Annotated in this window: 19 protein-coding genes; 9 read left to right on the top strand and 10 right to left on the bottom strand. The window is 38.1% G+C overall.

Annotated elements, in window-relative coordinates; all coding sequences use genetic code 11:
• The first annotated feature begins 3 nt into the window (after positions 1–3).
• From KIV10_RS05800 to murI, 5 genes are all read left to right on the top strand, one after another.
• Complete coding sequence (locus KIV10_RS05800; protein WP_214112539.1) at positions 4–747, top strand: isoprenyl transferase; 744 nt, start codon at positions 4–6, stop codon at positions 745–747.
• Entirely contained in the window at positions 740–3,334 is a 2,595-nt protein-coding gene (locus tag KIV10_RS05805) for a BamA/OMP85 family outer membrane protein (protein ID WP_214112540.1), read from the top strand. Before KIV10_RS05800 ends, KIV10_RS05805 begins: the two co-directional genes overlap by 8 nt.
• Before the next feature lie 38 nt (positions 3,335–3,372).
• Positions 3,373–4,206, top strand: a complete 834-nt coding sequence (locus tag KIV10_RS05810) for an OmpH family outer membrane protein (protein ID WP_214112541.1) — start codon at positions 3,373–3,375, stop codon at positions 4,204–4,206.
• Between the two features lie 59 nt (positions 4,207–4,265).
• Complete coding sequence (locus tag KIV10_RS05815; protein ID WP_214112542.1) at positions 4,266–4,775, top strand: OmpH family outer membrane protein; 510 nt, start codon at positions 4,266–4,268, stop codon at positions 4,773–4,775.
• Positions 4,776–4,857: 82 nt separating this feature from the next.
• Entirely contained in the window at positions 4,858–5,646 is a 789-nt protein-coding gene (gene murI, locus KIV10_RS05820) for a glutamate racemase (protein ID WP_214112543.1), read from the top strand.
• Positions 5,647–5,649: 3 nt separating this feature from the next.
• Here murI and KIV10_RS05825 read toward each other — a convergent pair whose 3' ends face one another.
• From KIV10_RS05825 to KIV10_RS05835, 3 genes are read right to left on the bottom strand one after another with little or no spacing between them, the layout of a single operon-like run.
• Positions 5,650–6,162 carry a gamma carbonic anhydrase family protein gene (locus tag KIV10_RS05825; protein ID WP_214112544.1) on the bottom strand — a complete coding sequence of 171 codons (513 nt, stop codon included), beginning with the start codon at positions 6,160–6,162 and terminating at the stop codon, positions 5,650–5,652.
• Positions 6,163–6,184: 22 nt separating this feature from the next.
• The gene (locus KIV10_RS05830) at positions 6,185–6,916 is read right to left on the bottom strand and encodes a LytR/AlgR family response regulator transcription factor (RefSeq protein ID WP_214112545.1); all 732 of its coding nucleotides are present in this window, start codon (positions 6,914–6,916) and stop codon (positions 6,185–6,187) included.
• A 23-nt stretch (positions 6,917–6,939) separates the two neighbouring features.
• Positions 6,940–9,084: a tetratricopeptide repeat-containing sensor histidine kinase gene (locus KIV10_RS05835; RefSeq protein WP_246516202.1), complete on the bottom strand. Its 2,145-nt coding sequence runs from the start codon at positions 9,082–9,084 to the stop codon at positions 6,940–6,942.
• A 295-nt stretch (positions 9,085–9,379) separates the two neighbouring features.
• Here KIV10_RS05835 and KIV10_RS05840 point away from each other — a divergent pair, with 295 nt between their 5' ends.
• From KIV10_RS05840 to KIV10_RS05855, 4 genes are all read left to right on the top strand, one after another.
• Entirely contained in the window at positions 9,380–10,297 is a 918-nt protein-coding gene (locus tag KIV10_RS05840; protein ID WP_214112547.1) for a NifU family protein, read from the top strand.
• Positions 10,298–10,458: 161 nt separating this feature from the next.
• On the top strand, positions 10,459–12,501 hold the full coding sequence (locus KIV10_RS05845; protein WP_214112548.1) for a thioredoxin domain-containing protein: 2,043 nt from the start codon (positions 10,459–10,461) through the stop codon (positions 12,499–12,501).
• Positions 12,502–13,362, top strand: coding sequence for a mechanosensitive ion channel family protein (locus KIV10_RS05850; RefSeq protein WP_214112549.1), 861 nt, complete (start codon positions 12,502–12,504; stop codon positions 13,360–13,362).
• 33 nt (positions 13,363–13,395) lie between these two features.
• Positions 13,396–14,112, top strand: a complete 717-nt coding sequence (locus tag KIV10_RS05855; protein ID WP_214112550.1) for a hypothetical protein — start codon at positions 13,396–13,398, stop codon at positions 14,110–14,112.
• Positions 14,113–14,114: 2 nt separating this feature from the next.
• Here KIV10_RS05855 and tsaB read toward each other — a convergent pair whose 3' ends face one another.
• The 7 genes from tsaB to KIV10_RS05890 all read right to left on the bottom strand — a co-directional run bounded on the left by tsaB (position 14,115) and on the right by KIV10_RS05890 (position 21,965).
• Positions 14,115–14,777 (bottom strand): tRNA (adenosine(37)-N6)-threonylcarbamoyltransferase complex dimerization subunit type 1 TsaB, encoded by a 663-nt coding sequence (gene tsaB, locus KIV10_RS05860; RefSeq protein WP_214112551.1) that lies wholly within the window; start codon positions 14,775–14,777, stop codon positions 14,115–14,117.
• Positions 14,777–16,054: an efflux RND transporter periplasmic adaptor subunit gene (locus KIV10_RS05865; RefSeq protein ID WP_214112552.1), complete on the bottom strand. Its 1,278-nt coding sequence runs from the start codon at positions 16,052–16,054 to the stop codon at positions 14,777–14,779. The genes tsaB and KIV10_RS05865 overlap by 1 nt, the downstream gene beginning before the upstream one ends.
• Positions 16,055–16,056: 2 nt before the next feature.
• Positions 16,057–17,493, bottom strand: coding sequence for a TolC family protein (locus tag KIV10_RS05870; protein WP_214112553.1), 1,437 nt, complete (start codon positions 17,491–17,493; stop codon positions 16,057–16,059).
• A 63-nt stretch (positions 17,494–17,556) separates the two neighbouring features.
• Positions 17,557–18,726 (bottom strand): efflux RND transporter periplasmic adaptor subunit, encoded by a 1,170-nt coding sequence (locus tag KIV10_RS05875; protein ID WP_214112554.1) that lies wholly within the window; start codon positions 18,724–18,726, stop codon positions 17,557–17,559.
• A gap of 30 nt (positions 18,727–18,756) precedes the next feature.
• Positions 18,757–20,028, bottom strand: a complete 1,272-nt coding sequence (locus tag KIV10_RS05880) for an ABC transporter permease (RefSeq protein ID WP_214112555.1) — start codon at positions 20,026–20,028, stop codon at positions 18,757–18,759.
• Positions 20,021–21,265 (bottom strand): ABC transporter permease, encoded by a 1,245-nt coding sequence (locus KIV10_RS05885; protein ID WP_214112556.1) that lies wholly within the window; start codon positions 21,263–21,265, stop codon positions 20,021–20,023. Before KIV10_RS05885 ends, KIV10_RS05880 begins: the two co-directional genes overlap by 8 nt.
• Positions 21,258–21,965 carry an ABC transporter ATP-binding protein gene (locus KIV10_RS05890; RefSeq protein ID WP_214112557.1) on the bottom strand — a complete coding sequence of 236 codons (708 nt, stop codon included), beginning with the start codon at positions 21,963–21,965 and terminating at the stop codon, positions 21,258–21,260. The genes KIV10_RS05885 and KIV10_RS05890 overlap by 8 nt, the downstream gene beginning before the upstream one ends.
• Positions 21,966–22,004: the final 39 nt, after the last annotated feature.

A 22,004-nucleotide genomic window follows, 5' to 3' on the forward strand; every position in this document is an offset into this window, starting at 1 on the left:
ATAATGGGTCTGAAAGAGCAAATAGACAAAAATAAATTACCGCAGCATCTCGCCATTATTATGGATGGCAATGGACGTTGGGCCAAACAAAAAGGGCTATTTAGATCCATGGGTCACGAAAATGGATCAAAGGCCGTTCGCGAAATTGTTGAAGGCTGCGCTGAAATAGGCGTACCTTATTTAACACTGTATGCATTTTCAACTGAAAATTGGAACCGTCCAAAACTTGAAGTGGAACTTTTGATGAAATTGCTCGTCTCTTCCCTCAAAAAGGAAATAAAAACCCTTACTGAAAATAATATAAAATTAAATGCCATCGGCAATCTAGATGCGCTGCCCAAAAAGGCGCATAGTGAGCTAATGGATGTTATTGAAAAAACTAAACAAAATAGTAGAATGACCCTCACCCTTGCGCTTAGCTATGGTTCGCGGGAAGAAATAACAAAAACAATTAAAGAGATTAGTCTTAAAGTTAAAAATAACCTAATTTCGCCGCTTGATATTGATGAAAAAGTAATTAATAATCACCTTTACACGCAAAATTTGCCAGACGTTGATCTGTTGATTCGTACCAGTGGCGAGCAACGCATCAGCAATTTTTTACTTTGGCAGATAGCATACGCTGAATTGTATTTCACTGAAACTCTTTGGCCAGATTACACAAAGGATCATCTTTTTGAAGCTATATTAAATTATCAAAACAGAGAAAGAAGATTTGGAAAAACAAGTGAACAACTTAATGAATAGTTTCCTATTGCCCGCATCCCGAAAAATTTATTGTCTATTAATAGTTACAATACTTTCACTGTTTTCGCTTCAAGCACAGCAGAAAGAACTTGACAGTGGTCGAAAATATACAATTAACGAAATAAAAGTTACTGGCGCACAAAGTTTTAATGAGCAGACCGTCATTGCTTTTACAGGACTGAAAACAGGTGACAGGATCTACATTCCGGGCGAAAAACTGAGCCAGGTGACCAAAAAATTGTGGGAACAAAATCTTTTCAGTGATATTGCTTTTTACGTTACCAATCTTTCGGGAGATCAAGTAGATCTTGAACTCTACATCGTTGAGCTTCCAAAACTTCACGAGCTTACTATTGAGGGCGTTAAAAAGGGAAAGAAAAAAGAAATTTTAAAAGACAACGATTTAAAGCCAGGGGTTAAAATCACCAAAAACCTTCTAAATACGACTAAAAATTATATCACCAATAAATTTAAAAAGGATGGGTACTTTAACACAAATGTTGTTATTAGCACCACTCCATATGTTGATTCTACCGGTGTTGAAGTTTCACGCGATATGAAAATTGTGGTAGATAAAGGTAATAGGGTTAAGGTGAAGTCGATAGATTTTGAAGGTAACGAGCAATTTTCAGATGCAAAATTGCGCCGCGCTATGAAAGAAACTAAGCAGAAAAATTTTCTTCGCGTTTTCAAGCGTTCAAAATACACAGCAGATGGTTATGCAGAAGATAAGGAATCCATTCTGAAAAAATACAAATCGAACGGGTATCGAGATGCACGTTTTGTTAGCGATTCACTCAAGATTATTGATGATAAAAACGTAGCCTTAAACATAAAAGTAGAAGAAGGCGATAAATATTATTTTGGTGATATTACTTTTCTAGGAAATAGCGTCTTTACCGATGGGCAACTACGCCAAGTACTTGGAATTAAAAAAGGTGAAGTTTATAACGGTACACTGTTGCAAGAAAGAATTGCAGATGAATCATCACCCGATGCGGAAGATATTACCAATCTCTACCAAAATAATGGATATTTGGCAGCACGTATAAATCCCGTGGAAGTTGCGGTGCGTAATGATACCATCGATTTTGAAATTCGAATCATTGAAAGAAATCTTTTCTATTTTGACCACGTAACTGTGGTCGGTAACGACCGCACCAATGATCACGTAATCTACCGGGAATTACGCACTAGACCTGGACAGAAATACAGTAAACGTGATGTGGTAAGGACTATCCGCGAACTTGGCCAGTTGGGATATTTTGATCCCGAGCAAATGAGTCCGAATTTCAAGAAAGTAGATGAAGCAAATGGATTGGTAGATTTGGAATACTCATTGGTTGAAAAAGGTTCCAGCCAGATAGAGCTTCAAGGAGGTTATGGCGGTGGCGGATTTGTTGGAACCTTGGGATTATCATTCAACAACTTTTCGCTTCGGAATATTTTCAATTTAGAATCGTATCGGCCATTACCTATGGGTGATGGGCAAAAACTCTCATTGCGGGCACAGGCCAGTAGATTTTATCAAACCTATAGTTTATCCCTAACAGAACCTTGGTTGGGCGGTAAAAAACCTGTTCAATTATCAACCTCTTTTTCACATACGATTCAGTATTTATTTGACCCCCGAACAAATGATACGGATAGGGATAGAAGTTTTACCATTACCGGTGGATCTGTGGGGTTGGCAAAGAAGATTAAGTGGCCAGATGATTTCTTTGTATGGTCTAATGCTATAAGTTTTCAGCATTACAACCTCCGTAATTATAATACAGGACTCTTCACTTTTGGAGATGGATATTCAAACAACCTTGCGTACACGATCGGGATAAGCAGAAACAACACAGCTACAAACCCAATTTACCCTACATCCGGTTCGGATTTCAGCTTGACTGCAAAATTGACACCGCCATTTTCAGCATTCAACAATGTAGATTATGGTGCGCTAAGTGAAGATAGGGCTGTACAGCAAGCCATCATTGCAGATCCAAATTCGAACAGTGCCCAATTGGTTGATGCACGAGCCAGAATTTCAGAAATAGATCAGCAGCGTTTTAACTGGCTGGAATATTATAAAATAAAATTTAAGGCTACCTGGTATACCCGAGTTATTGAAAAACTTGTTTTAAGAACCAATACAGAATTTGGATTTTTGGGCGCATACAATAAAGATCGCGGCATCCCGCCATTTGAACGATTCTTTGTAGGTGGTGACGGTCTGGGTGCTTTCAGTCTTGATGGCCGCGAGGTTATACAGTTAAGAGGTTATCCAAATCAGTCATTATCTGGCATCGATGGAAATACGATTTACAATAAATTTTCGTTAGAGTTAAGATACCCTGTTACCTTGGCCCAACTGGCATCCATTTATGTGCTTGCTTTTGCCGAGGGCGGAGCATCTTATGATGGCTTCCGGGATTATAATCCTTTCGAACTTAAGCGTTCAGCTGGCGCAGGATTGCGTATATTTATGCCGGCTTTTGGATTATTGGGTATTGATTTTGGTTACGGTTTTGATCCCATTTTGGGCGGAACCGAGAAAAATGGATGGGAAACACATTTCATCATTGGACAACAATTTTAAAATTGGCACGATATTTTCTTAAACAACAACCACAAAATATGAAGACAAAAAAAATACTTCTTTTTACATTGGCGGTAATGTGCTTCAGCTTGATGGCAACGGCACAGCGTGGCGTCCGCATAGGCTATATAGATATGGAATATATTCTTGAAAATGTTCCAGAATATAGAGAAGCTTCCACACAACTTGAAGGAAAAGTCCAGCGGTGGAAACAGGACATTGAAAAGAAACAAAAAGAAGTTGACCAAATGAAACTGAACCTCGCCAACGAACGCGTCTTGCTTACTGTTGAGTTGATCGAGGAGCGTGAGGAAGAAATAAAAATCAAGGAAGATGAAATTCTTCAATACCAGCAAGACCGATTTGGACCGAATGGGGATTTAATGATTCAAAGAAGGCAATTGGTACAACCTATTCAGGATCAAGTATTCAATATTATCCAAGAAGTTGCGGAAAATAAGAAATATGATTTCATTTTTGACAAATCGGCAGATGTGGTTATGCTTTTCGCAGCTAAAAGAAATGATATAAGCGATGTGGTTTTACGAAGCATTGAGCGCGCAGGCAGAAGAGTACAAGCCGAAACCAAACGGGAACAGCAGCAAATTGAAGAAAGCCCAGACCCGCTTGACGGCCCCATCACTGCAGAGGAAAAGGAACGTGCCGAAGAAAAAGAAGAGCGCGCTGAGGCAATAGAGGAAAAAAAGAACGAGCGCGAGCAAATGATGCTTGAGCGCCAACGTCAAAGAGATTCCATTCGGGATGCGAAAAAAGCCGAGTTTGAAGCCCGCCGCCAAAGATTGCTTGAAGAGCGTGAACGCAGGAGGGATTCCATTATTCAAGCGCGTGAGGATAAACGTAACGGCAATTAATTTTACAATTTATAATCTAAACTTTAAATAAAATAACACTTAAATTAAATACACTTACAATGAAAAAAATGAAATCGTTATTTGTAGCAATCGTACTTTTTGTTGGCGCTACCAGTTTTGTAAATGCCCAGTCTAAAGTTGCACACATAGATACTGCAACGCTTGTTGAGTCGATGCCAGATTATAAAGCTGCACAAGGCCAACTCGAAAAAGTACAGAAAACCTATGATACTGAAATCAAGGCAATGGCGAAAGAGCTTGATACAAAAATTCAGCAATACGATAGAGAAGCTGAAACTAAAACTCAAGAGGAAAATCAAAAAAGAGTTGAAGAAGTTCAGACTATGCAAAATAACATTGGACAGTACAGACAACAAGCCTTGCAGGATCTTGACAAGAAGAGAGAAGATATCTTCAAACCAATCCTTGATAAGGCGCGTACCGCAATTCAAAAAGTTGCGCGTGCACAAGGTTTCCAGTACGTTTTGGATTCTACTACCGGTAGTGGTGTAATTCTTGCCGATGGTAAAGATCTTATGGCTGATGTAAAAAAAGAATTGGGAATGTAATTTTCAATAAAATTTAGTAAAAATGCCCACTCACTCAGTGGGCATTTTTTATTTTTGATATCGAAAAAAATACATCAAACTTTTGGGCAATTCTAAACCTATTGGCGTTTTTGACTCTGGCGTGGGCGGTTCTTCTATATGGAAAGAGATTCATAAATTACTTCCATTTGAAAATACAATCTATCTGGCAGACAGTAAAAATGCGCCCTACGGAAATAAATCCGCAGAGGAAATAATCGGTCTCAGTATCAAAAACACCGAAGCTTTGCTTGCCCTGGATTGCAAAATGATTGTGGTTGCCTGCAATACCGCAACCACCAATGCAATTTCGGTATTACGTGAAAAATTTGACATACCATTTATAGGAATAGAACCTGCCATAAAACCTGCTGCACTTCAAACGGTTTCAAAAAGCATTGGCATTTTGGCAACAAAAGGAACCTTGAGTAGCGCACTTTTCAGCAAATCAAAAGAATTTACAAGGGATATTAGTGTCATTGAAATTATTGGCGAAGGCTTAGTCCCTTTGATTGAAGCCGGTAAATTGGAAAGTGATGAAATGATACTTCTTCTTAAAAAACACACAGAGGCAATGATTGCCGCAAAAGTAGATTATGTGGTTTTGGGCTGTAGCCATTATCCGTACATTATTCCACAATTGAAAAAAATCTTGCCAGAAAACGTGAAGATTATTGACTCTGGCGAGGCTGTTGCCAAACAGACGCTTTCTATTCTTCTAAAGAATAATTTATTGAATACCGAAGAAAAAACTCCCACGCTTCAGTTTTACACCAATGCGGAAACCGATACGCTTCAATTTCTATTGAAAGAGTATTCCAAAAAAATTTCAGTAGAAAAAAAAGATTTTTAAGAACTATCCCTTGAACCAACTGGAATACATTACATAATTATTTGCAATTCGTTCCACTTCACCTTTAGTCAATTCTGGACTTATATCCTTTATTTTTTTAGCTGGAATTCCTGCATAAATACTTCCGCTCTCAACAATGGTATTTTTGGAAACCACAGCGCCCGCAGCAATTATGGTGTTGCTTTCAATGATGCAGTCGTCCATAACAATGCTTCCCATACCAATTAAAACATTATCGTGCACCGTACACCCGTGAACAATGGCATTGTGGCCGATGGAAACGTTATTGCCAATAGTTGTGCCGGAGGTCTGGTAGGTGCAGTGGATAACGGCACCATCCTGCACATTTACGCGGTTTCCCATTTTTATGAAATTTACATCGCCCCGAACTACTGCATTGAACCAAATGCTGCATTCATTGCCCATATTTACGTCGCCAACGATGGTTGCATTTTCAGCAATGAAACAATCGTCAGGAATTTGGGGATGCTTTCCATTTACAGGTTTTATAATCATAGGATAATTTAGTTTAAAATTTTCAACCGAAATATGCCAACAAATCCTTTTTACGTGAAGGACTTACCATAATTTCCTTTCCGCTGGAGAGAACCAAGCTTCCGCCCTTCCCCTTTTTATATTCCACAATTTCGTTGACATTCACCAAAAAGGATTTATGTACCCGGACAAATCCATTTTCAGATAAGGAATCCTCAAAAAACTTTAGCGTCTTGCTTACCAATCTTTTCCCTTTTTTCAAGAAAATCTGCGTGTAATTGTCATCGGCTTGACAGTACAAAATATCCTCCATTTGCAGGACTTCAAAGCCATTTTGAAGCGGAATGGTAATTTTCCCTGAAACTTGGGCATTCACTGGTTTTAAAACGGATTGCTGAAGCTTATTTTCCTTTTCCTTAATTTCCATTACATAATCCACGGCATCAATCAATTTATCAATGGAAATAGGTTTCAACAAATAATAAGAAGCGTGCGCATTCAGTGCATCCATAGCATATTGATTGTATGCCGTGACGAAAACAGTCTCAAATTGGCGGTCGCCTACTTTGTCCAGCAAATCAAATGCATTTCCGTAGGGCATTTCAACATCGAGAAATACCAAGTCCAAATCATTATTTCGTATTAAAACCAAAGCTTCATCCACATTTGCCGCTTCACCTTTTACCACAACTTTCGGGCAATATTTCGTCAAATAATTACGCAGAATTTCCCTGCTAGTTTCTTCATCTTCAACAATTATGGCATTTAATTTCATATTATTTTATTTTGACAAGTAATTCAATCTTTTTTTAAAATTAACGAAACTTGGGTGCCGGTACCATTGGGACCATCGGCAATATGGACATCAATTTTGTCCTTGTACATATCATTCAAAATTGCGATTCGCTTTTGAATATTTCCCATCCCCTTGGATTTCTGCTTTTTCTGATTTTCGGTTTTCAGTTCTTTAGATTTTTCACGGCCAATTCCATCATCCGTAATGGTAATTTTTATGGTTTCAGAATCCATTTCTTTGAAAACTATTTTCAGAAATCCCTTTTCCTCTTTATAACGAAGGCCGTGCCACACGGCATTTTCAACATAGGGCTGAAGCAGCATCGGCGGAATTACAAATTTTTGCTGATTTATTTTTTCATCAATTTCAATTGAATATTCAAATTTATCCTTAAACCTGAAATGCTCCAATTTTACATAGAGCTGCAGCAATTCAATTTCCTTCTCCAATGGAATAAAATCTTCTTCACTATTTTCCAAGACAGAGCGCATAAGCAGCGAAAATTCGCTTAAATATCTATTTGCCGCGCGCTCATCATTTCCCGCAATAAAACTATTCACGGAATTGAGCGCATTAAAGATAAAATGTGGATTCATCTGTGACCGAAGCGATTTAAGTGCCAATAAATTGTTCGCATATTTCTGCTGCCTCACGTTTTTGAATTGGGTAAAAGCCGCAAAAAGCAGCAACAACGCTACGGCGATGAGCGAGCCAATAATCCACTTTTGTGTTTTGTTATTGGTTTCAATGAGTTCTTGGTTTTGAAAAGCCAATTTATAACGGCTCTCGTTCAATTTTCGCTCATTTTCCAAACTGGCAATGCGCATTTGTTTCAATGCAATTTCCTTGCTGAAACGTGCGGCCTGGCTTATTTCCTGTTCCTTTTTAATATAAAGTTCATCCACTACTTCCACATAACGTTGGTAGCTTTCGGTAGCTTTGTCGAATTCACCTATGTCCCGGTAAATTTCCGAAAGTTTTCTTGTGGCATCCTTTTTCACGACCAAATCTTCCTTTGCATCAGCTTCGGCAATACTCTTTTGCAGATACGGAATGGCATCCTGATATTTTTCCTGCGCCACAAATGCATTGGCAATTTTATAGTTCTGCCGTTGAGGCGTTAAAGCTTCATCCTCCGGTTTGGCCGTGTTTCCAAGAGATTCCATTTCAATCAACGTTTCCTCACGAAGCTCAATTTCTTTATCAAATTCCCGGTTTTGGTTATAAAAATCCGCAACTTTATTTTTTTCTGAAACTGCCCTTCCTTTATTTTCCCTTTTGGCCAGTTTGAGGGAATTTTCAAAATAACCTTCAGCTACGGTAGCTGCGCCACTTTTGGCATAGGCCTTTCCAATTTTCGAATTTAAATCGGTAATTTTTGGAGCGAATTTATTTTCCTTTGCAAAATCTAGTGCTTTTTGGTAATTGAAAATACTTTTTGCGTCTTCATTGATTAGCGCGTAGGTATCACCTAGACCTTCAAATACTTGTACTTTTTGGTAAGACGAAAGTTTATTTCGTAATAATTTTTCATATAAAGAAATGCTCTCCTGGTAATTCTTATTTTTTGAATAGGCACTGGCCAATTTGATATTTACCTTAATGCTATTGCGGTTACCCAGACTTTGCTTGTAATTATCAATAGCCAAATCTGTTTGGCCCCACTCTATATTAATATCGCCCAAAGTTTCAAAAGCCTGACTTTTCTGAGTATTTGAAGGGGAAAAATCTTTTTTAGGCTCTAATGATTTTGTGACAAATGCTATACTTTTTTCAGCATCGCTTTTTAAATAAAATCGTGCAGAATCCAAATAAACATTGAAAATGTTCTGAGCTTGATTTTGACTTTGTTCTGATAAATCTAAAAGATCTTCATTCTTCGCTCTTAAAACACGGACTGTCACAAAATCATTATCTAATACTGTGTGGTAAACGGTTATGAATTTATCACTTTTGAAAACCAATTCATCACCAATTTTGGCATTAATTGAGAATCTTCCGCCGCTATCCGTCGTTGTGTATTGGCCTCCCAAAATTTCCACATTTACTTTGGGAATAGGCAAACTAGTTTCATCATCAACAACCTCTCCTTTCAGTAAAAACACATCATTGTTAAGCAATCTTTTTGTTTGGGAAAAAGCCTGCATTAGGAATAAAGAAAAAATGATACAAAAGTAAATGCGCAATCCGTTCATATGTTATTTTGAACTGTAAACATACGGACTTAGCAGCATTTAGGAAAATGGAAATTTTCAAGGTAACAATGAAAATTTGATGGAAAAGTAGACTTTACTCACCCGGAAATGCAGTTTAATAGGTGGGAAGTTGCTTTATCTAAAAGCTATTAGCACATTAATTCTTTTAAATCGGAAAGGTTATTTCGGATTATGTTTAAGGCTTAAGGTCATCATTATAATTATATTTGTAAAAAAAATATAACAAATGTCTCGATTTAACATAGATATAGAACCTACAAGTAATAAAAATATTGTAAAATTCTGTACAAATTCTTTTCTAACACGCGCCAATAGTTATGAATTCAAGAATATTGACGAGGCAAAACCGAGCCCTATTGCACAACAGCTTTTTTATTTACCTTTTGTAAAAACGGTTTATATATCGCAAAATTTTATAGCTATTGAAAAATATAATATTGTTGAATGGGATGCTGTGCAAAACGAAGTTGCGGAATCCATAGGTGAATATTTGGCCTCGGGAAAACCAGTAATTACGGAAAAGGAAACCCAAAAAAAAGTACCCGTTTCGGTATATGCGGAAAGCACCCCGAATCCCTCCGTGATGAAATTTGTGGCAAACAAGCCTCTGGCCAACGATACTTTTGAATTCAAAAATATTGACGATGCTGCGCATTCGCCCCTAGCAAAATCGCTCTTCAATTTTCCTTTTGTGAAAGAAGTTTTTATTAGTGCCAACTATGTTTCGGTAATGAAATATAATGTTGCAGAATGGCAAGAGATTTCAATGGAAATACGTGAGTTCATCCGCAAATTTATTGAAAGCGGACAACCTATATTTAGTGATGCTATTTTAAATAAAAAGGAAAAAATTTCTTCAGAAAGTTCAACTGAAACTACACATACTAGGGAATCTGACTTTTCTGACATAGAACAAGAAATTATCGCCATACTCGACGAATATGTAAAGCCAGCCGTAGCGAGTGATGGTGGTAATATTCAGTTTGATTCATTTAATGAAGATACCAAAACAGTCCGTGTTTTGTTGCAAGGCGCGTGCAGCGGTTGTCCATCTTCAACCATTACCTTGAAAAACGGTATTGAAACGATGTTGAAGGATATGCTAAATGGAAGAGTCCACTCCGTTGAAGCGGTAAATGCGTAATTCTTTTAACGTAAAATTCATATTCTTCGCTTACACAATTTGTATTTTGGATTCATGAAAGTGTGAAACACAGCTTTCGCAACAATTCAGTTTGTGAAAATTGGTATTTCATAAACAACTATAGCGGCATCCTAATTTAAATCCCATATTCAGAATAAATTTTGGAGAATCCCAAATTCACAAATCAACTAATAAATGAAAGCAGTCCTTACCTGCTGCAGCACGCCCACAATCCAGTAAACTGGAAACCTTGGAATCAATCTTCATTGTACGAAGCAAAGGAAAAAAACTCCCTTATTATCGTAAGCATCGGTTATGCAGCCTGTCATTGGTGCCACGTTATGGAACATGAAAGTTTTGAGAACACAGAAGTAGCAAAGGTTATGAATGCCGATTATATTTCAATTAAAGTTGACCGGGAAGAGCGACCGGATGTGGACCAAACCTATATAAATGCCGTACAATTAATGACTGGGAGTGCTGGCTGGCCGCTCAATGTAGTAACACTGCCGGATGGCAGACCTATTTGGGGAGGTACGTATTTCAAGAAAAACGATTGGGTAAGTGCCTTGCAACAAATTAATTCGCTTTTTAAAAGTGATCCGCAACGATTATATGATTATGCTGAAAGTCTTGCGGACGGAATCAAAAAAATGGATTTCATAAACGTAAATACTGAAAATGAATTAATTGAAAAGTTTCATTTATATGAAATTGTAGAAAACTGGAAACAACAATTGGATAAAAAATTTGGCGGACAAAGGGGCTCCCCAAAATTTATGATGCCAAATAATTTAGAATTTCTTCTCCGATTTTCTAAGGACGAAAAAGATAAAAAACTTTCAAATTACGTGGAATTAACGCTGCAGAAAATGGCCTTCGGGGGAATTTATGATCAAGTGGGTGGCGGATTTTCAAGATATAGTGTCGACGAAAAATGGCACGTTCCCCATTTTGAAAAAATGCTGTACGACAATGCCCAACTAGTAAGCCTTTATAGCCACGCTTTTTCAGCCAGTAAGAATATGCTGTATCAACAAATTGTTGAAGAAACGCTTCAATTCATTACCAATGAAATGATGAATAAGGAAGGTTGTTTTTATTCCTCTCTTGATGCTGATAGCGTTGACGCGCAGCAAAAGCTTGAAGAAGGAGCCTATTATACTTTTAAAAAAAATGAACTGGAACAGATTTTAAATGAAGATTTTGAAATTTTCAGTGAATATTATAACGTTAATGAATTTGGGAAATGGGAAACGGATAAATATGTTTTAATAAGAAAAATGGAAGATTCGGAAATTGCCGAAAAATTTCAGCTTACGGAAGAAACTCTTCGGCAAAAGAAAGAATTTTGGAAGAAACTTCTTTTGAATTTCAGAAACAAAAGAGAAAAACCGAGGCTGGACGATAAATCACTTACCTCTTGGAATGCGTTGATAATGAAAGGATTTGTTGATGCCTATAAAGTTTTTGGAAATGAAGATTACAAAGAAATTGCTTTAACAAACGCAGCCTTCATTTCAGAAAAGCAAATTTCTGAAGATGGAAAACTTTGGCATACTTACAAAAACGGAAAATCGACCATTACTGGATTTTTGGAAGATTATGCAGCAACCATGGAAGCTTTCATTTCATTATATCAAATTACAATCGATGAAAAATGGCTGAAAACTTCAAAAAAACTTGCCGATTATTGTCTGGCGCATTTTTTTGATAGGGAAAAACAATTCTTTTATTTCACTTCAAGCACCGAACCGGCCATCATCGCGAGAAATTTTGAATATCGCGATAACGTTGTGCCTTCCTCAAATTCAATAATGGCGAAAAACCTGTTTATTCTTTCAAAGTATTTTGAAGATAGTACCTTTGCAAAAATTGCGGAGCAAATGCTGAAAAACGTTCTTCCTGAAATAGAACGTTACCCTTCCGGATTTTCAAATTGGCTGGATTTGCTTCAAAATTTTAGAAATGATTTTTTTGAAATTGTAGTCGTCGGAAAAAATGCTTTGGAAAAAATCGAGGAACTTAATCGTCATTTTCTGCCAAATGCTGTAATTGCTGGTAGTGTTGGGCAAAACGACAGCCCACTTTTCAAAAATAGATTTCAGAAAGATAAAACCTTAATTTACGTTTGCAAAGGGAACGCTTGCAAGCTGCCTGTTGAAGAAATAGAAAAAGCAATACAAATAATTAAAGAAAATTAAATGGAAAAATTTAAGGATATTGATATCTACATTGAAGAATATGGAAATAAACTCATAGATTTTTTGCCGAATTTACTGGGTGCGATGCTTATGTTATTTATTGGTCTTTGGATAATAAAGATCATAAATAAATTTATTCGCAGATTTTTTGACAAAAAAGAATACGACCCCACACTTGAAAATTTTATTGCAAGCCTTATAAACTGGGGGTTGAAGATTTTACTTTTCGTATTGGTAGTTACGCAATTGGGCGTAGAATCTGCTTCCTTAGTCGCAATAATTGGTGCCGCTGGACTGGCCATAGGCTTAGCGTTACAGGGCTCTTTAGCCAATTTTGCGGGAGGAGTTTTAATTTTATTGATAAAACCATTTCGAGTGGGGCATTTCATAAAAGCGCAAGGAATTGAAGGAACTGTGAAAGAAATAAGTATTTTCAACACCAAGCTTACAACCTTTGGAAATCAATTAGCAATTTTACCGAACGGAAAATTGAGCAACGACAACATCATCAATTACACTGAAGAAGGCATTCGGCGTGAGAATCTGATATTTGGCATAGGTTATGATGATGATATAAAGTTGGCCAAGGAAATATTGCTCAATTTAATTAACGAGCAAGAAACCGTAATTCAGGAAGAAGGAAAATTTCCGATGATCGTTGTTGCAGAATTGGGAGATAGTTCAGTAAATCTTTCCTTGCGGTATTGGGCAACCAATGACAATTTTTGGGCACTTCGCTGGTTGATGCTTGAAGAGGGAAAAGGGCGGCTTGAGGCTGCCGGAATTACCATTCCGTTTCCGCAGCGCGATGTGCATCATTTTAATTTGGAGAAAATTTCTGCTCCTGTTAAAAATAATTAGGTATATTTATTTCAAATAAAAAAATATATTAAAATGAAAAATAAATTAGCTAAACTCGTATTTCTTTTTATTACGTTTTTATCATATTCACAGACAGATCCATTAGCTACACAAGAACGTTCATTAGGTGGTGTTTTTGAAAGAATGATTGATATTAATCAACGCGCTTTGGCTTTTGGCCTTACGGAAGCTCAGTTTGAAAGCATCAAGAATGAAGCCTATGTAAATAAAAATTTTCTCAGGGGAAATATATATCAAGATGAACAGTTGATAAAAAATGACATTCTTATGCGTTATAATGCTTATGCTGATCAAATAGAAATAAAAAAAGACGATTCTGAAATTTATGGGGGTTTAATGAAAGATCCAAGCATCTATGTCAAAATATTAAATGATATTTATGTCTTCATTCCTTTTGAAGGTTCCAATGATAATGGGGGTTATTTTAATATTCTTTCAGAAGGGAAAAAATACAGTTTATATAAAAAAGTAACTGCTAAATACATAGAACCCAAGGTTGCTAAAACTTCTTATGATAGAAACTTACCGCCTTCATTTACAAAATCCACAACTTATTATTTAGTTGAAAATGGTCGATTCTATGAACTTCCAAGTAAAGAATCAAAAATTCTAAAAGTGATGGATGGTAAGAAAAAAGAAATAAAAGAATACATGAAAAGGAATGATTTAGATCTTGATGAGGAAAAAGATTTAATTAATGTAGTATCTTATTTCGATAGTCTTCAATAAAATTATTTTCCCAATACAAAGTCTTTCAGATAGTAAGGTTCAAAATATGCGACATCTACGGTGTCACTATTCTTATACATTGTTTCAGAAATAGAATCCATATCTTTTGCGGAAGGATATTTATTTTCCAAAAAAACAGCGTTTTTGTGCGCGCAAATTTGTTTAAATTTTTTGGCGCCGTCCCCTAAAAAAATCACTTTCCCGGTATTCAAATATTCCAAATAAGAAGTTTCTGAAAGAATTTCTGCTTTGGTTTCACGGATTAATTTCATTTCAGATGAAAATACACTAGTGTACACTTCCATTCTTCGGGCATCGAGCATAGGTATTACAATCCCACTCTCTGCTTTAGCTTGTATTGCCAAAATCTCTAATGTGGAAATTGCAAGTAACGGAATATCTAATGAAAAACAGAGACCCTTTGCCGCAGAAACTCCTATTCGAAGTCCCGTATAAGAACCTGGGCCCTTTCCCACAGCAATTGCATCTAAATTACCAAAATCAACAGAAGCATCTTTTAAAACTTCTTCAATGAAAACGTGCAATTTTTCAGCGTGAGAATATTTTAAATCGTTGTTTTCCTTCCACGCAACGTTTTTCCCATCAATGGCTAACGCAACAGAGCAATTGGTTGTTGAAGTTTCAAGTGAAAGAATGGTTGCCATTACTCTTTTATATCATTTTGAGTATTGGTCGCTTGAACCTTGTCTCCCTGTTTTAAAGATTTTGTAACAGTATTGTATGGACCGGTAATAACGGTTTCACCCTCTTTTAAGCCAGAAATTATTTCAATGTTTGAGTCGTCCTGAATTCCTGTTTTTACTACCCTAAGTTGTGCCATTTCACCATCTTTTACGTAGACCGCCTCAAACTTTTCAGCTGTTGTGGCAGAAGTCTGCGCCCCATAGGTTTTTTTAGAATCTGTAGTGTCGGTTTTAATTACAATTGAACTGATGGGAACTCCAATAACATCCTTTCGCTTATTGGTTATGATATCCACGGTCGCCGTCATTCCTGGGCGAAAGGGCGAAAAACTTTCAGGTTTACCTTCGGTTAAATCTTTATAGGATTCTGGCAGAATACGCACTTTTACTTTGAAGTTGGTAACTTGGTCTGCGGTCAATGCACTTTCGGCACTATTCGCAATTTCCGTGACAACTCCTTTGAATTCACGTTTCAAATAAGCATCAACCTCAACGATGGTGCTGTCTCCCAAGGAAACTTTCACAATATCATTTTCATTCACATCAACTTCGACTTCCATATTTTGGAGGTTCGCAACGCGTATGATTTCCGTCCCTGCCATTTGTGCGGTCCCCACAACCCGCTCCCCTTTTTCTACGGAAAGTTTTGAAATTGTGCCAGACATAGGTGCGTAAATTGTGGTCCGGGAGAGATTATCAACAGATTGTTTTACGTTTGCCGAAGCACTTTGCACATTGTAGTATGCAGCCTGGACGTTGGCCTGCGCCATTTCGTAATCGGCGACAGAATTATCCCATTCCGATTTTGAAATTACGCCTTTTTCAAAAAGTGCCTTGTTTCTGTCATAATTCAGTTTTGCGTTTTTTTCACTTGCCTGCGCTTGCGATAACTGTGCTTTCACATTTTGAAGACCCGCTTGGGATTGACTCACTGCCGCTTGGATTAAATCTGGATTTATGCGTACTAACAAATCGCCTTTTTCAACGGTTTGTCCTTCGGCAACGGCAAGTTCAATAATTTCTCCAGAAACTTCAGATGATAGGGCCACCTCTATTTCTGGTTGAATTTTTCCGGTCGCCGCCACGGTTTCAATGATATCAATGGGTTGAATTTCAGAAATTTCTACGTCTTTAAAATCGCCACTCTTTCCAAACCAGCCAGCTTTTTTCCCTACAATGAGAAGTATCACCAGTACCACCGCACTTCCTATTATCCAATAAAGTGTTTTTTTCTTCATACTTAAAACTTTAATTCCGTTGCAGGTATACCAAAATATAGTTCCAATACTTTTATTTTGAAAATATAATCATATTTTGCTCTAAGCGCTTCACTCTGGGCGTTTTCCAATCTAAATTTCGCTTGGCTGAAATCGAATGAATTCAAAAGTCCCACATCAAAACGATCGGTAGAATATTGATATGCCTGCTCCTGAGCTTCAACGGCAACCATTGCAGCCTCATACGCTTTGCGAGCACCCACAACATCCGTATAGGCTTGATAAACGTTAGATTCCAACTCCAATTCCGCTTGCTCTTTTTCGAATTCAGCTCGCTTAACATTGATTTTGTTGCGCTGTACACTAGCTCGTGTTGAAAACCCATTTAATACCGGAATATTTAGTTGAAGTCCGTAGGAAATTCCATCATTCAAATAAAGTTGATCAAAAAATGGAGTTGGTGGTGCGGTAACGAGGCCAAAATTGGGGGCGACAACCGTCTGCCCGGTGGCCTCAACCTGCCCAATAACTTGTGTGGGCTGGTCTGGATCCACGCCGCCCTGCAAAATTCTGTCTGCACCAGATTCACGCGTATTGTAATTCAAAAAACCTGATAATGTGGGATAGTAATTACTACGTGAAATTTGCACATCCTTTTCCGCGAGGTCTATATTTGCATTCGCAATTTTAATTTCTTGGCGTTCTTCCTTTGCCTTGGCAATTATTTGCTCGGGGCTATTATTTGTGATATCGCTCAAGGGGGCATCATAGGAAGTTTCAGCGATGTCAAAATTTTCATAATCTTTTATAAGAAGAATTTGAGCCAAATTAATCAATGAAATACGGATGGTATTTTCGGCCACCACAATGCGCTGTTCCTCATTTGCTGATGTAGATTGAATCTCCAGCAAATCACCACGCGGTATGGATCCTGCATCTACCAATTGGTTAGATCTCTCCAACTGTTCCAACGTAATTTGATGCTGGGCCTTAATGACATTTAGATTTTCTTTGTTGAACAAAATTTCCAAATAGGCATTGGCTACAAATAGAGCCGTGTTATCTTTAATCTGATCAAGATTATATTGTGCGGCAAGCCTTGAAAGTTTAGCCCTTTGTGCTTGGCGTAGATTATTCAAACCATTAAAAATTGTGATTCCCAAAGTTGCGTTTGCTGAAAAATTTCGAGTAGTCTGGTTTTGAAGCACTCCAGTAGTAACGTTCTGCGTAAGACCCGTATTCCAAGAATTTACACCTGAGATGTTGAAAGCTGGCAGATAATTACCGAACGCCGTAAGCTTATCTATTTCGGCGAGTTCGAGATCCAATTGCGCTTGTTTTACTGATATGTTTTCTTCAAGCGCTCTGGTAACTGCTTCTTCCAAAGTCCACAGTTTGTCCTGCGCTGTTACAGAAAATCCTATCGTAAGGAAAAAGAATAAAATTGATAGCTTTTTCATAGGTTGTTTGTTGCTGAATATGTCTTGAATTCTTAAAATCTGTTACACTAAATTTGAAATTATCTAGCCTTGACCACCTGCTGTGGGCATCGCAGGTTTTATTTGGTTCCAAACTTTTATCTTATCATCCTGGGAAATACCGTTTTTCACTTCCACGTCTATCCCATCGCTTACTCCAAGTTCTACATCCCTTCTTTCAAATTGCTGATCTCCCACCATTACCTCAACAAAAGGTTTTTGTGTTTTGTCATCATACTGTACAAGTGCTTCTTTTATAGTGAGTACATCTTCGGCCTTTGCTAAAATAATGGATGCGTTCGCACTCAATCCAGCACGTATGAAGGTTGTGGAATCCAAATTCTTCAATGTACCTTTTATTTCAAATTGAATTGCGCCATTTTCGCTCAATCCCTTTGGCGCTATATAATCCAAAACGGCATCAAATGTTTGGTTTTGAACTGCACCCACGGTAATTTCCAGCGGCAGGCCTTCCTTAATTTTTCCTACTTCACTTTCATCCACTTTTCCTTCAAAAATCATTCTATCAACATCTGCCATTGTAGCGATTGTGGTACCGTCATTAAAATTATTGGCCTCAATTACTTGATTACCCGTTTTTACAGGAACGTCCAAAACCATCCCCGAAACCGTTGCACGGATTTCAGTATTGGCAGATGCCCCAAGGCCGCTGGTGGTACCCGTTTTTACGATATCGTAATTTTGGTTGGCCGCACGTAACCCCACTTCCTGTTGCTTCAGGGTTTGTTGCGCTTGGTCAAAAGCAAGTTGTGCATTGTCAAATTCATTGGCAGAAATAACCCCTTTTTCAAAAAGCGCCTTTTGTCTTTCATAAATACTTTTCTGGTTTGCAAATGCCAAACGTGCCGTTTCCACTTGCGTGCGTACGCTTGTGATATTGTTTTGCGCATTGTTCAACGAAGAAACATTGGGAACTACTTTCACTTTGGCAATCAAATCGCCCGCTTTTATGGTTTGGCCGGCTTCCACAAAAATTTCATCAATAATTCCTGAAATATTTGGTTTAATGAGAACTTCTTCTTTTGGTACAATACTACCAGTGGCTACTGTCTTTTTTACAATTGTTCCCATTGTGGGTTTCTCTGTAGTGTAGACAACGGGGCTCTCCATATTTTTTGAATACAGCCAAAACATGGCAACGGCAAAAAACACTACAATTGTAGTAAGTATGATAATGGTTTTCGTTCTTTTCATTTTATTGAAATATTCGGTTTTCGGTTATTTTTATTCGGTTCGTAAAGCTTCAACAGGCTTAATTTTGATTGCGTTCTGTGCGGGAATTAATCCAGCCAACAATCCTGATACTATTAAAATTAGAAGGGCAATCACCACTACACCAATATTTACGGATGGGTTGATAAACATCATCTCACTGGTATCCATCGTGCTCAATTGATAATTTACGGCAGCCAATATTAAGGTGGCAAAAATAATTCCCGCCATGCCGGAGATAATGGTAAGAAATACGGATTCCAACAAAATTTGGGAACGAATTTCCCAGGGTGTTGCGCCCAAAGCACGCCGGATTCCTATCTCCTTTGTTCTTTCCTTAACCACGATGAGCATTATATTGCTGATACCGATTACGCCAGAAAGCAATACCAAAATACCTACGAAAAAGGCAACAAAATTCAACGCCGTGAATAGTCCATTGATTTTACTGAATTCTTGATACAAATCGAAATTACCAATGGCCCGATCATCATCTGGGTGGATGCTGTGTCGTGTTTTAATTTCATCGAACACCTGCTGTTTTAACTCTGTAATTGAAAACCCGTCCTTCGCGGTAATGGCCATCCAACCCACAATATCTGCCATATTGAAAGCCTGAGAAAAGGAAGTAAAAGGGACATAAATTTCCTTTTGCATTTCCTCGGGATCCCCATTTTGACCCGTTTTTTTATAGGTGCCAATGACCATAAAATTCACTCCGTTTATTTTTATGTAGGAGCCTATTACCTCTTCCCCGGGATCATAAAGAGTACTCACCACGCCACTCCCTATGATGGCAACTTTTCGCTTTTCATTAATATCTGAATAATTGATAAACCTGCCTGAGGTTATATCCATGGGCTGTTGCTCAATAATTTCAGGATAATCGCCATAAACATTGAAGGCGCCGGTTTGCAACCCACGCACTACGTTATTGCTTCCACGGAAACCACCCAATTGATTGCGTGGAGACACAAACCGAAGCCCAGGAACATTTTGCTTAATAGCGGCAACATCATCCGTTTTAAAATTATATCGTCTTCCTTTTGGCAATCCTTTGTATGGCTGCGAGGCGGTTTGGGACCACATAAACATGGAGTTGGTAGCCATACCGCTGAAACCCTGCTTTATACCATTCTCCAGACCATTACCAGCTGCAAGTAATATTACAAGAATGAAAATTCCCCAAAGAACGCCAAAAGCCGTCATTACCGTTCTAAACCAATTGCTGCTTAGAGCTTCGATTATTTCTGACCAACTATCTCTACTGAAAAGTTTACTCATCACGAAGCGCTTCAATAGGTTTTATATTCGCTGCCCGATATGCTGGGAAAAATCCTGCGGCTGCACCTGCCACAATCAAAATAATCACTGTTGTTATGGCTACCGAAAAATCCACGGAAGGATTTCTTATAAAATCCATTTCAATGTAAGGACCAACAATTTCCAAAAGAAATAAACTAAAAATGAGGCCGAAAAACCCTGCGATTGCAGTAACGAATATTGACTCGTGCAAAATCATCCCGATTATGGACCACGGCTGGGCGCCAATGGCTTTACGCACACCTATTTCCTTGGTTCTCTCCTTTACAATGATGAGCATAATATTGCTTACGCCCACAACTCCAGCAATTATGGTACAAATACCCACACCCCAAAAAAACATGCGGATCATCGTATCGAGGTCGTAAAATCTTTTGGCGTGTTCCAGTGTATTGTTCACATTTACGGCCCTTTCATCTAAGGGTGAAATGGTATGCTTGACTTTTAAATCTGCTTCCAATTGTTCTGAAAATGCCGTTGAAGCGGCTAAAGCCTTTTCAAAATTATCTTCCTTCCCCAAAGTAAATGCCAGTGAACGCAGTTTGTCCCCAGCATTAAAAACCCTTTGTGCAGTGGTAAGCGGAATAAAAATTCGGGTTTCCTCCCGCTCCCCACCAGGATCTGTGTAAACTCCAACTACCTTAAATTTTATTCCGGTCAGTTCTACGTATTCGCCAATCGGGTTTTTTCCTTTGAAAAGGTCGAGATTTACCCGATTTCCCAATACCGCGACTTTTTCGAAATTATTTAGATCGCCCTGATTTATATACCTTCCGGCAGTTAAGGTCTCATTTTCCAGAAATTGATAATCGCCCCGCACGCCCTCAATTCTATAACTCCCATTTTCGTTTCCGTACGTGGTTAAAACGCCCCACATGCTATATACACCAGATTTCAATTCTAGTTTATCCTGGTTTTTTGCAACTGCCATTTCATAGTCGCGGTTATCCATTTCAATATTTCGGCCAGGGTTCAAACCTTTGTACCCTACCGAAGTTATCCCGGTCCATACGCTTATTCGATTGGTAGCATCGTTTTCAAATTCTTTAGCAATTCCGTTTTGCATGCCCTGGCCTATAGCGAGGAGAATTACCAAAATAAAAATACCGGAAGCTACGGAAAGACCGGTGAGAAAGGTACGCAGCTTATTCTTCCTTATGGTCTCAAAAATTTCTTGCCAGCGTTCAATATTAAACATTTGCCGCAGATTTTGCACGTACCTGTTTTACGGTAGAATCGTCTATTATCAATCCATCCTTAAGGTTAACAATGCGTTTGGTCATATGCGCTATATCATCTTCGTGTGTTACTATCAAAATGGTTTTCCCTTCATCGTTAATGCCCTGAATGAGTTCCATAACTTCATAGGAAGTTTTGGTGTCCAAAGCTCCTGTGGGCTCATCGGCTAGAAGTACTTTGGGATCGCTTGCTAGCGCGCGAGCAATGGCAACGCGCTGCTTTTGCCCCCCGGAAAGTTCATTGGGAAGATGTGAAGCCCAGTCTGCAAGCCCTACTTTTTCCAAGTAGTGCATTGCTTTTTCATTTCGAATATTTCGTTTTACGCCTTGATAATACAACGGCATGGAAACATTATCCAGTGCAGATTTATAATTGATAAGGTTGAAGGACTGAAAAATGAAGCCCAAAAATTTGTTTCGGTAGCGGGCGGCAACGCGTTCATTTAAATTCTTGATCAACGTCCCATCCAGATTGTAAGCGCCCTCATCAGCTTCATCAAGGATTCCCAAAATATTCAGTAGCGTGGATTTTCCGGAACCGGAAGAGCCCATGATTGAAACCATCTCTCCTTCGGAAACCGTGAAATTGATTCCTTTCAAAACATGGAGCGAATTTTTTCCCATGTGATAGGATTTATGGAGATTTTTGATTTCTATCATTTTGAAAAATTGAAATTCAGTTGAATACTGTGAATATTT

It is taken from the genome of Aequorivita echinoideorum, assembly GCF_018476645.1.
Lineage (GTDB): Bacteria > Bacteroidota > Bacteroidia > Flavobacteriales > Flavobacteriaceae > Aequorivita > Aequorivita echinoideorum.

Coding starts and splice junctions, on each gene's coding strand:
- KIV10_RS05805 (WP_214112540.1), top strand. CDS start 740: ATGAATAGTTTCCTATTGCCCGCATCCCGAAAAATTTATTGTCTATTA.
- KIV10_RS05815 (WP_214112542.1), top strand. CDS start 4,266: ATGAAAAAAATGAAATCGTTATTTGTAGCAATCGTACTTTTTGTTGGC.
- KIV10_RS05810 (WP_214112541.1), top strand. CDS start 3,373: ATGAAGACAAAAAAAATACTTCTTTTTACATTGGCGGTAATGTGCTTC.
- KIV10_RS05865 (WP_214112552.1), bottom strand. CDS start 16,054: ATGAAGAAAAAAACACTTTATTGGATAATAGGAAGTGCGGTGGTACTG.
- KIV10_RS05825 (WP_214112544.1), bottom strand. CDS start 6,162: ATGATTATAAAACCTGTAAATGGAAAGCATCCCCAAATTCCTGACGAT.
- tsaB (WP_214112551.1), bottom strand. CDS start 14,777: ATGGCAACCATTCTTTCACTTGAAACTTCAACAACCAATTGCTCTGTT.
- KIV10_RS05830 (WP_214112545.1), bottom strand. CDS start 6,916: ATGAAATTAAATGCCATAATTGTTGAAGATGAAGAAACTAGCAGGGAA.
- KIV10_RS05885 (WP_214112556.1), bottom strand. CDS start 21,265: ATGTTTAATATTGAACGCTGGCAAGAAATTTTTGAGACCATAAGGAAG.
- KIV10_RS05870 (WP_214112553.1), bottom strand. CDS start 17,493: ATGAAAAAGCTATCAATTTTATTCTTTTTCCTTACGATAGGATTTTCT.
- KIV10_RS05890 (WP_214112557.1), bottom strand. CDS start 21,965: ATGATAGAAATCAAAAATCTCCATAAATCCTATCACATGGGAAAAAAT.
- KIV10_RS05855 (WP_214112550.1), top strand. CDS start 13,396: ATGAAAAATAAATTAGCTAAACTCGTATTTCTTTTTATTACGTTTTTA.
- KIV10_RS05800 (WP_214112539.1), top strand. CDS start 4: ATGGGTCTGAAAGAGCAAATAGACAAAAATAAATTACCGCAGCATCTC.
- KIV10_RS05875 (WP_214112554.1), bottom strand. CDS start 18,726: ATGAAAAGAACGAAAACCATTATCATACTTACTACAATTGTAGTGTTT.
- KIV10_RS05850 (WP_214112549.1), top strand. CDS start 12,502: ATGGAAAAATTTAAGGATATTGATATCTACATTGAAGAATATGGAAAT.
- KIV10_RS05880 (WP_214112555.1), bottom strand. CDS start 20,028: ATGAGTAAACTTTTCAGTAGAGATAGTTGGTCAGAAATAATCGAAGCT.
- KIV10_RS05835 (WP_246516202.1), bottom strand. CDS start 9,084: ATGCAGGCTTTTTCCCAAACAAAAAGATTGCTTAACAATGATGTGTTT.
- KIV10_RS05840 (WP_214112547.1), top strand. CDS start 9,380: ATGTCTCGATTTAACATAGATATAGAACCTACAAGTAATAAAAATATT.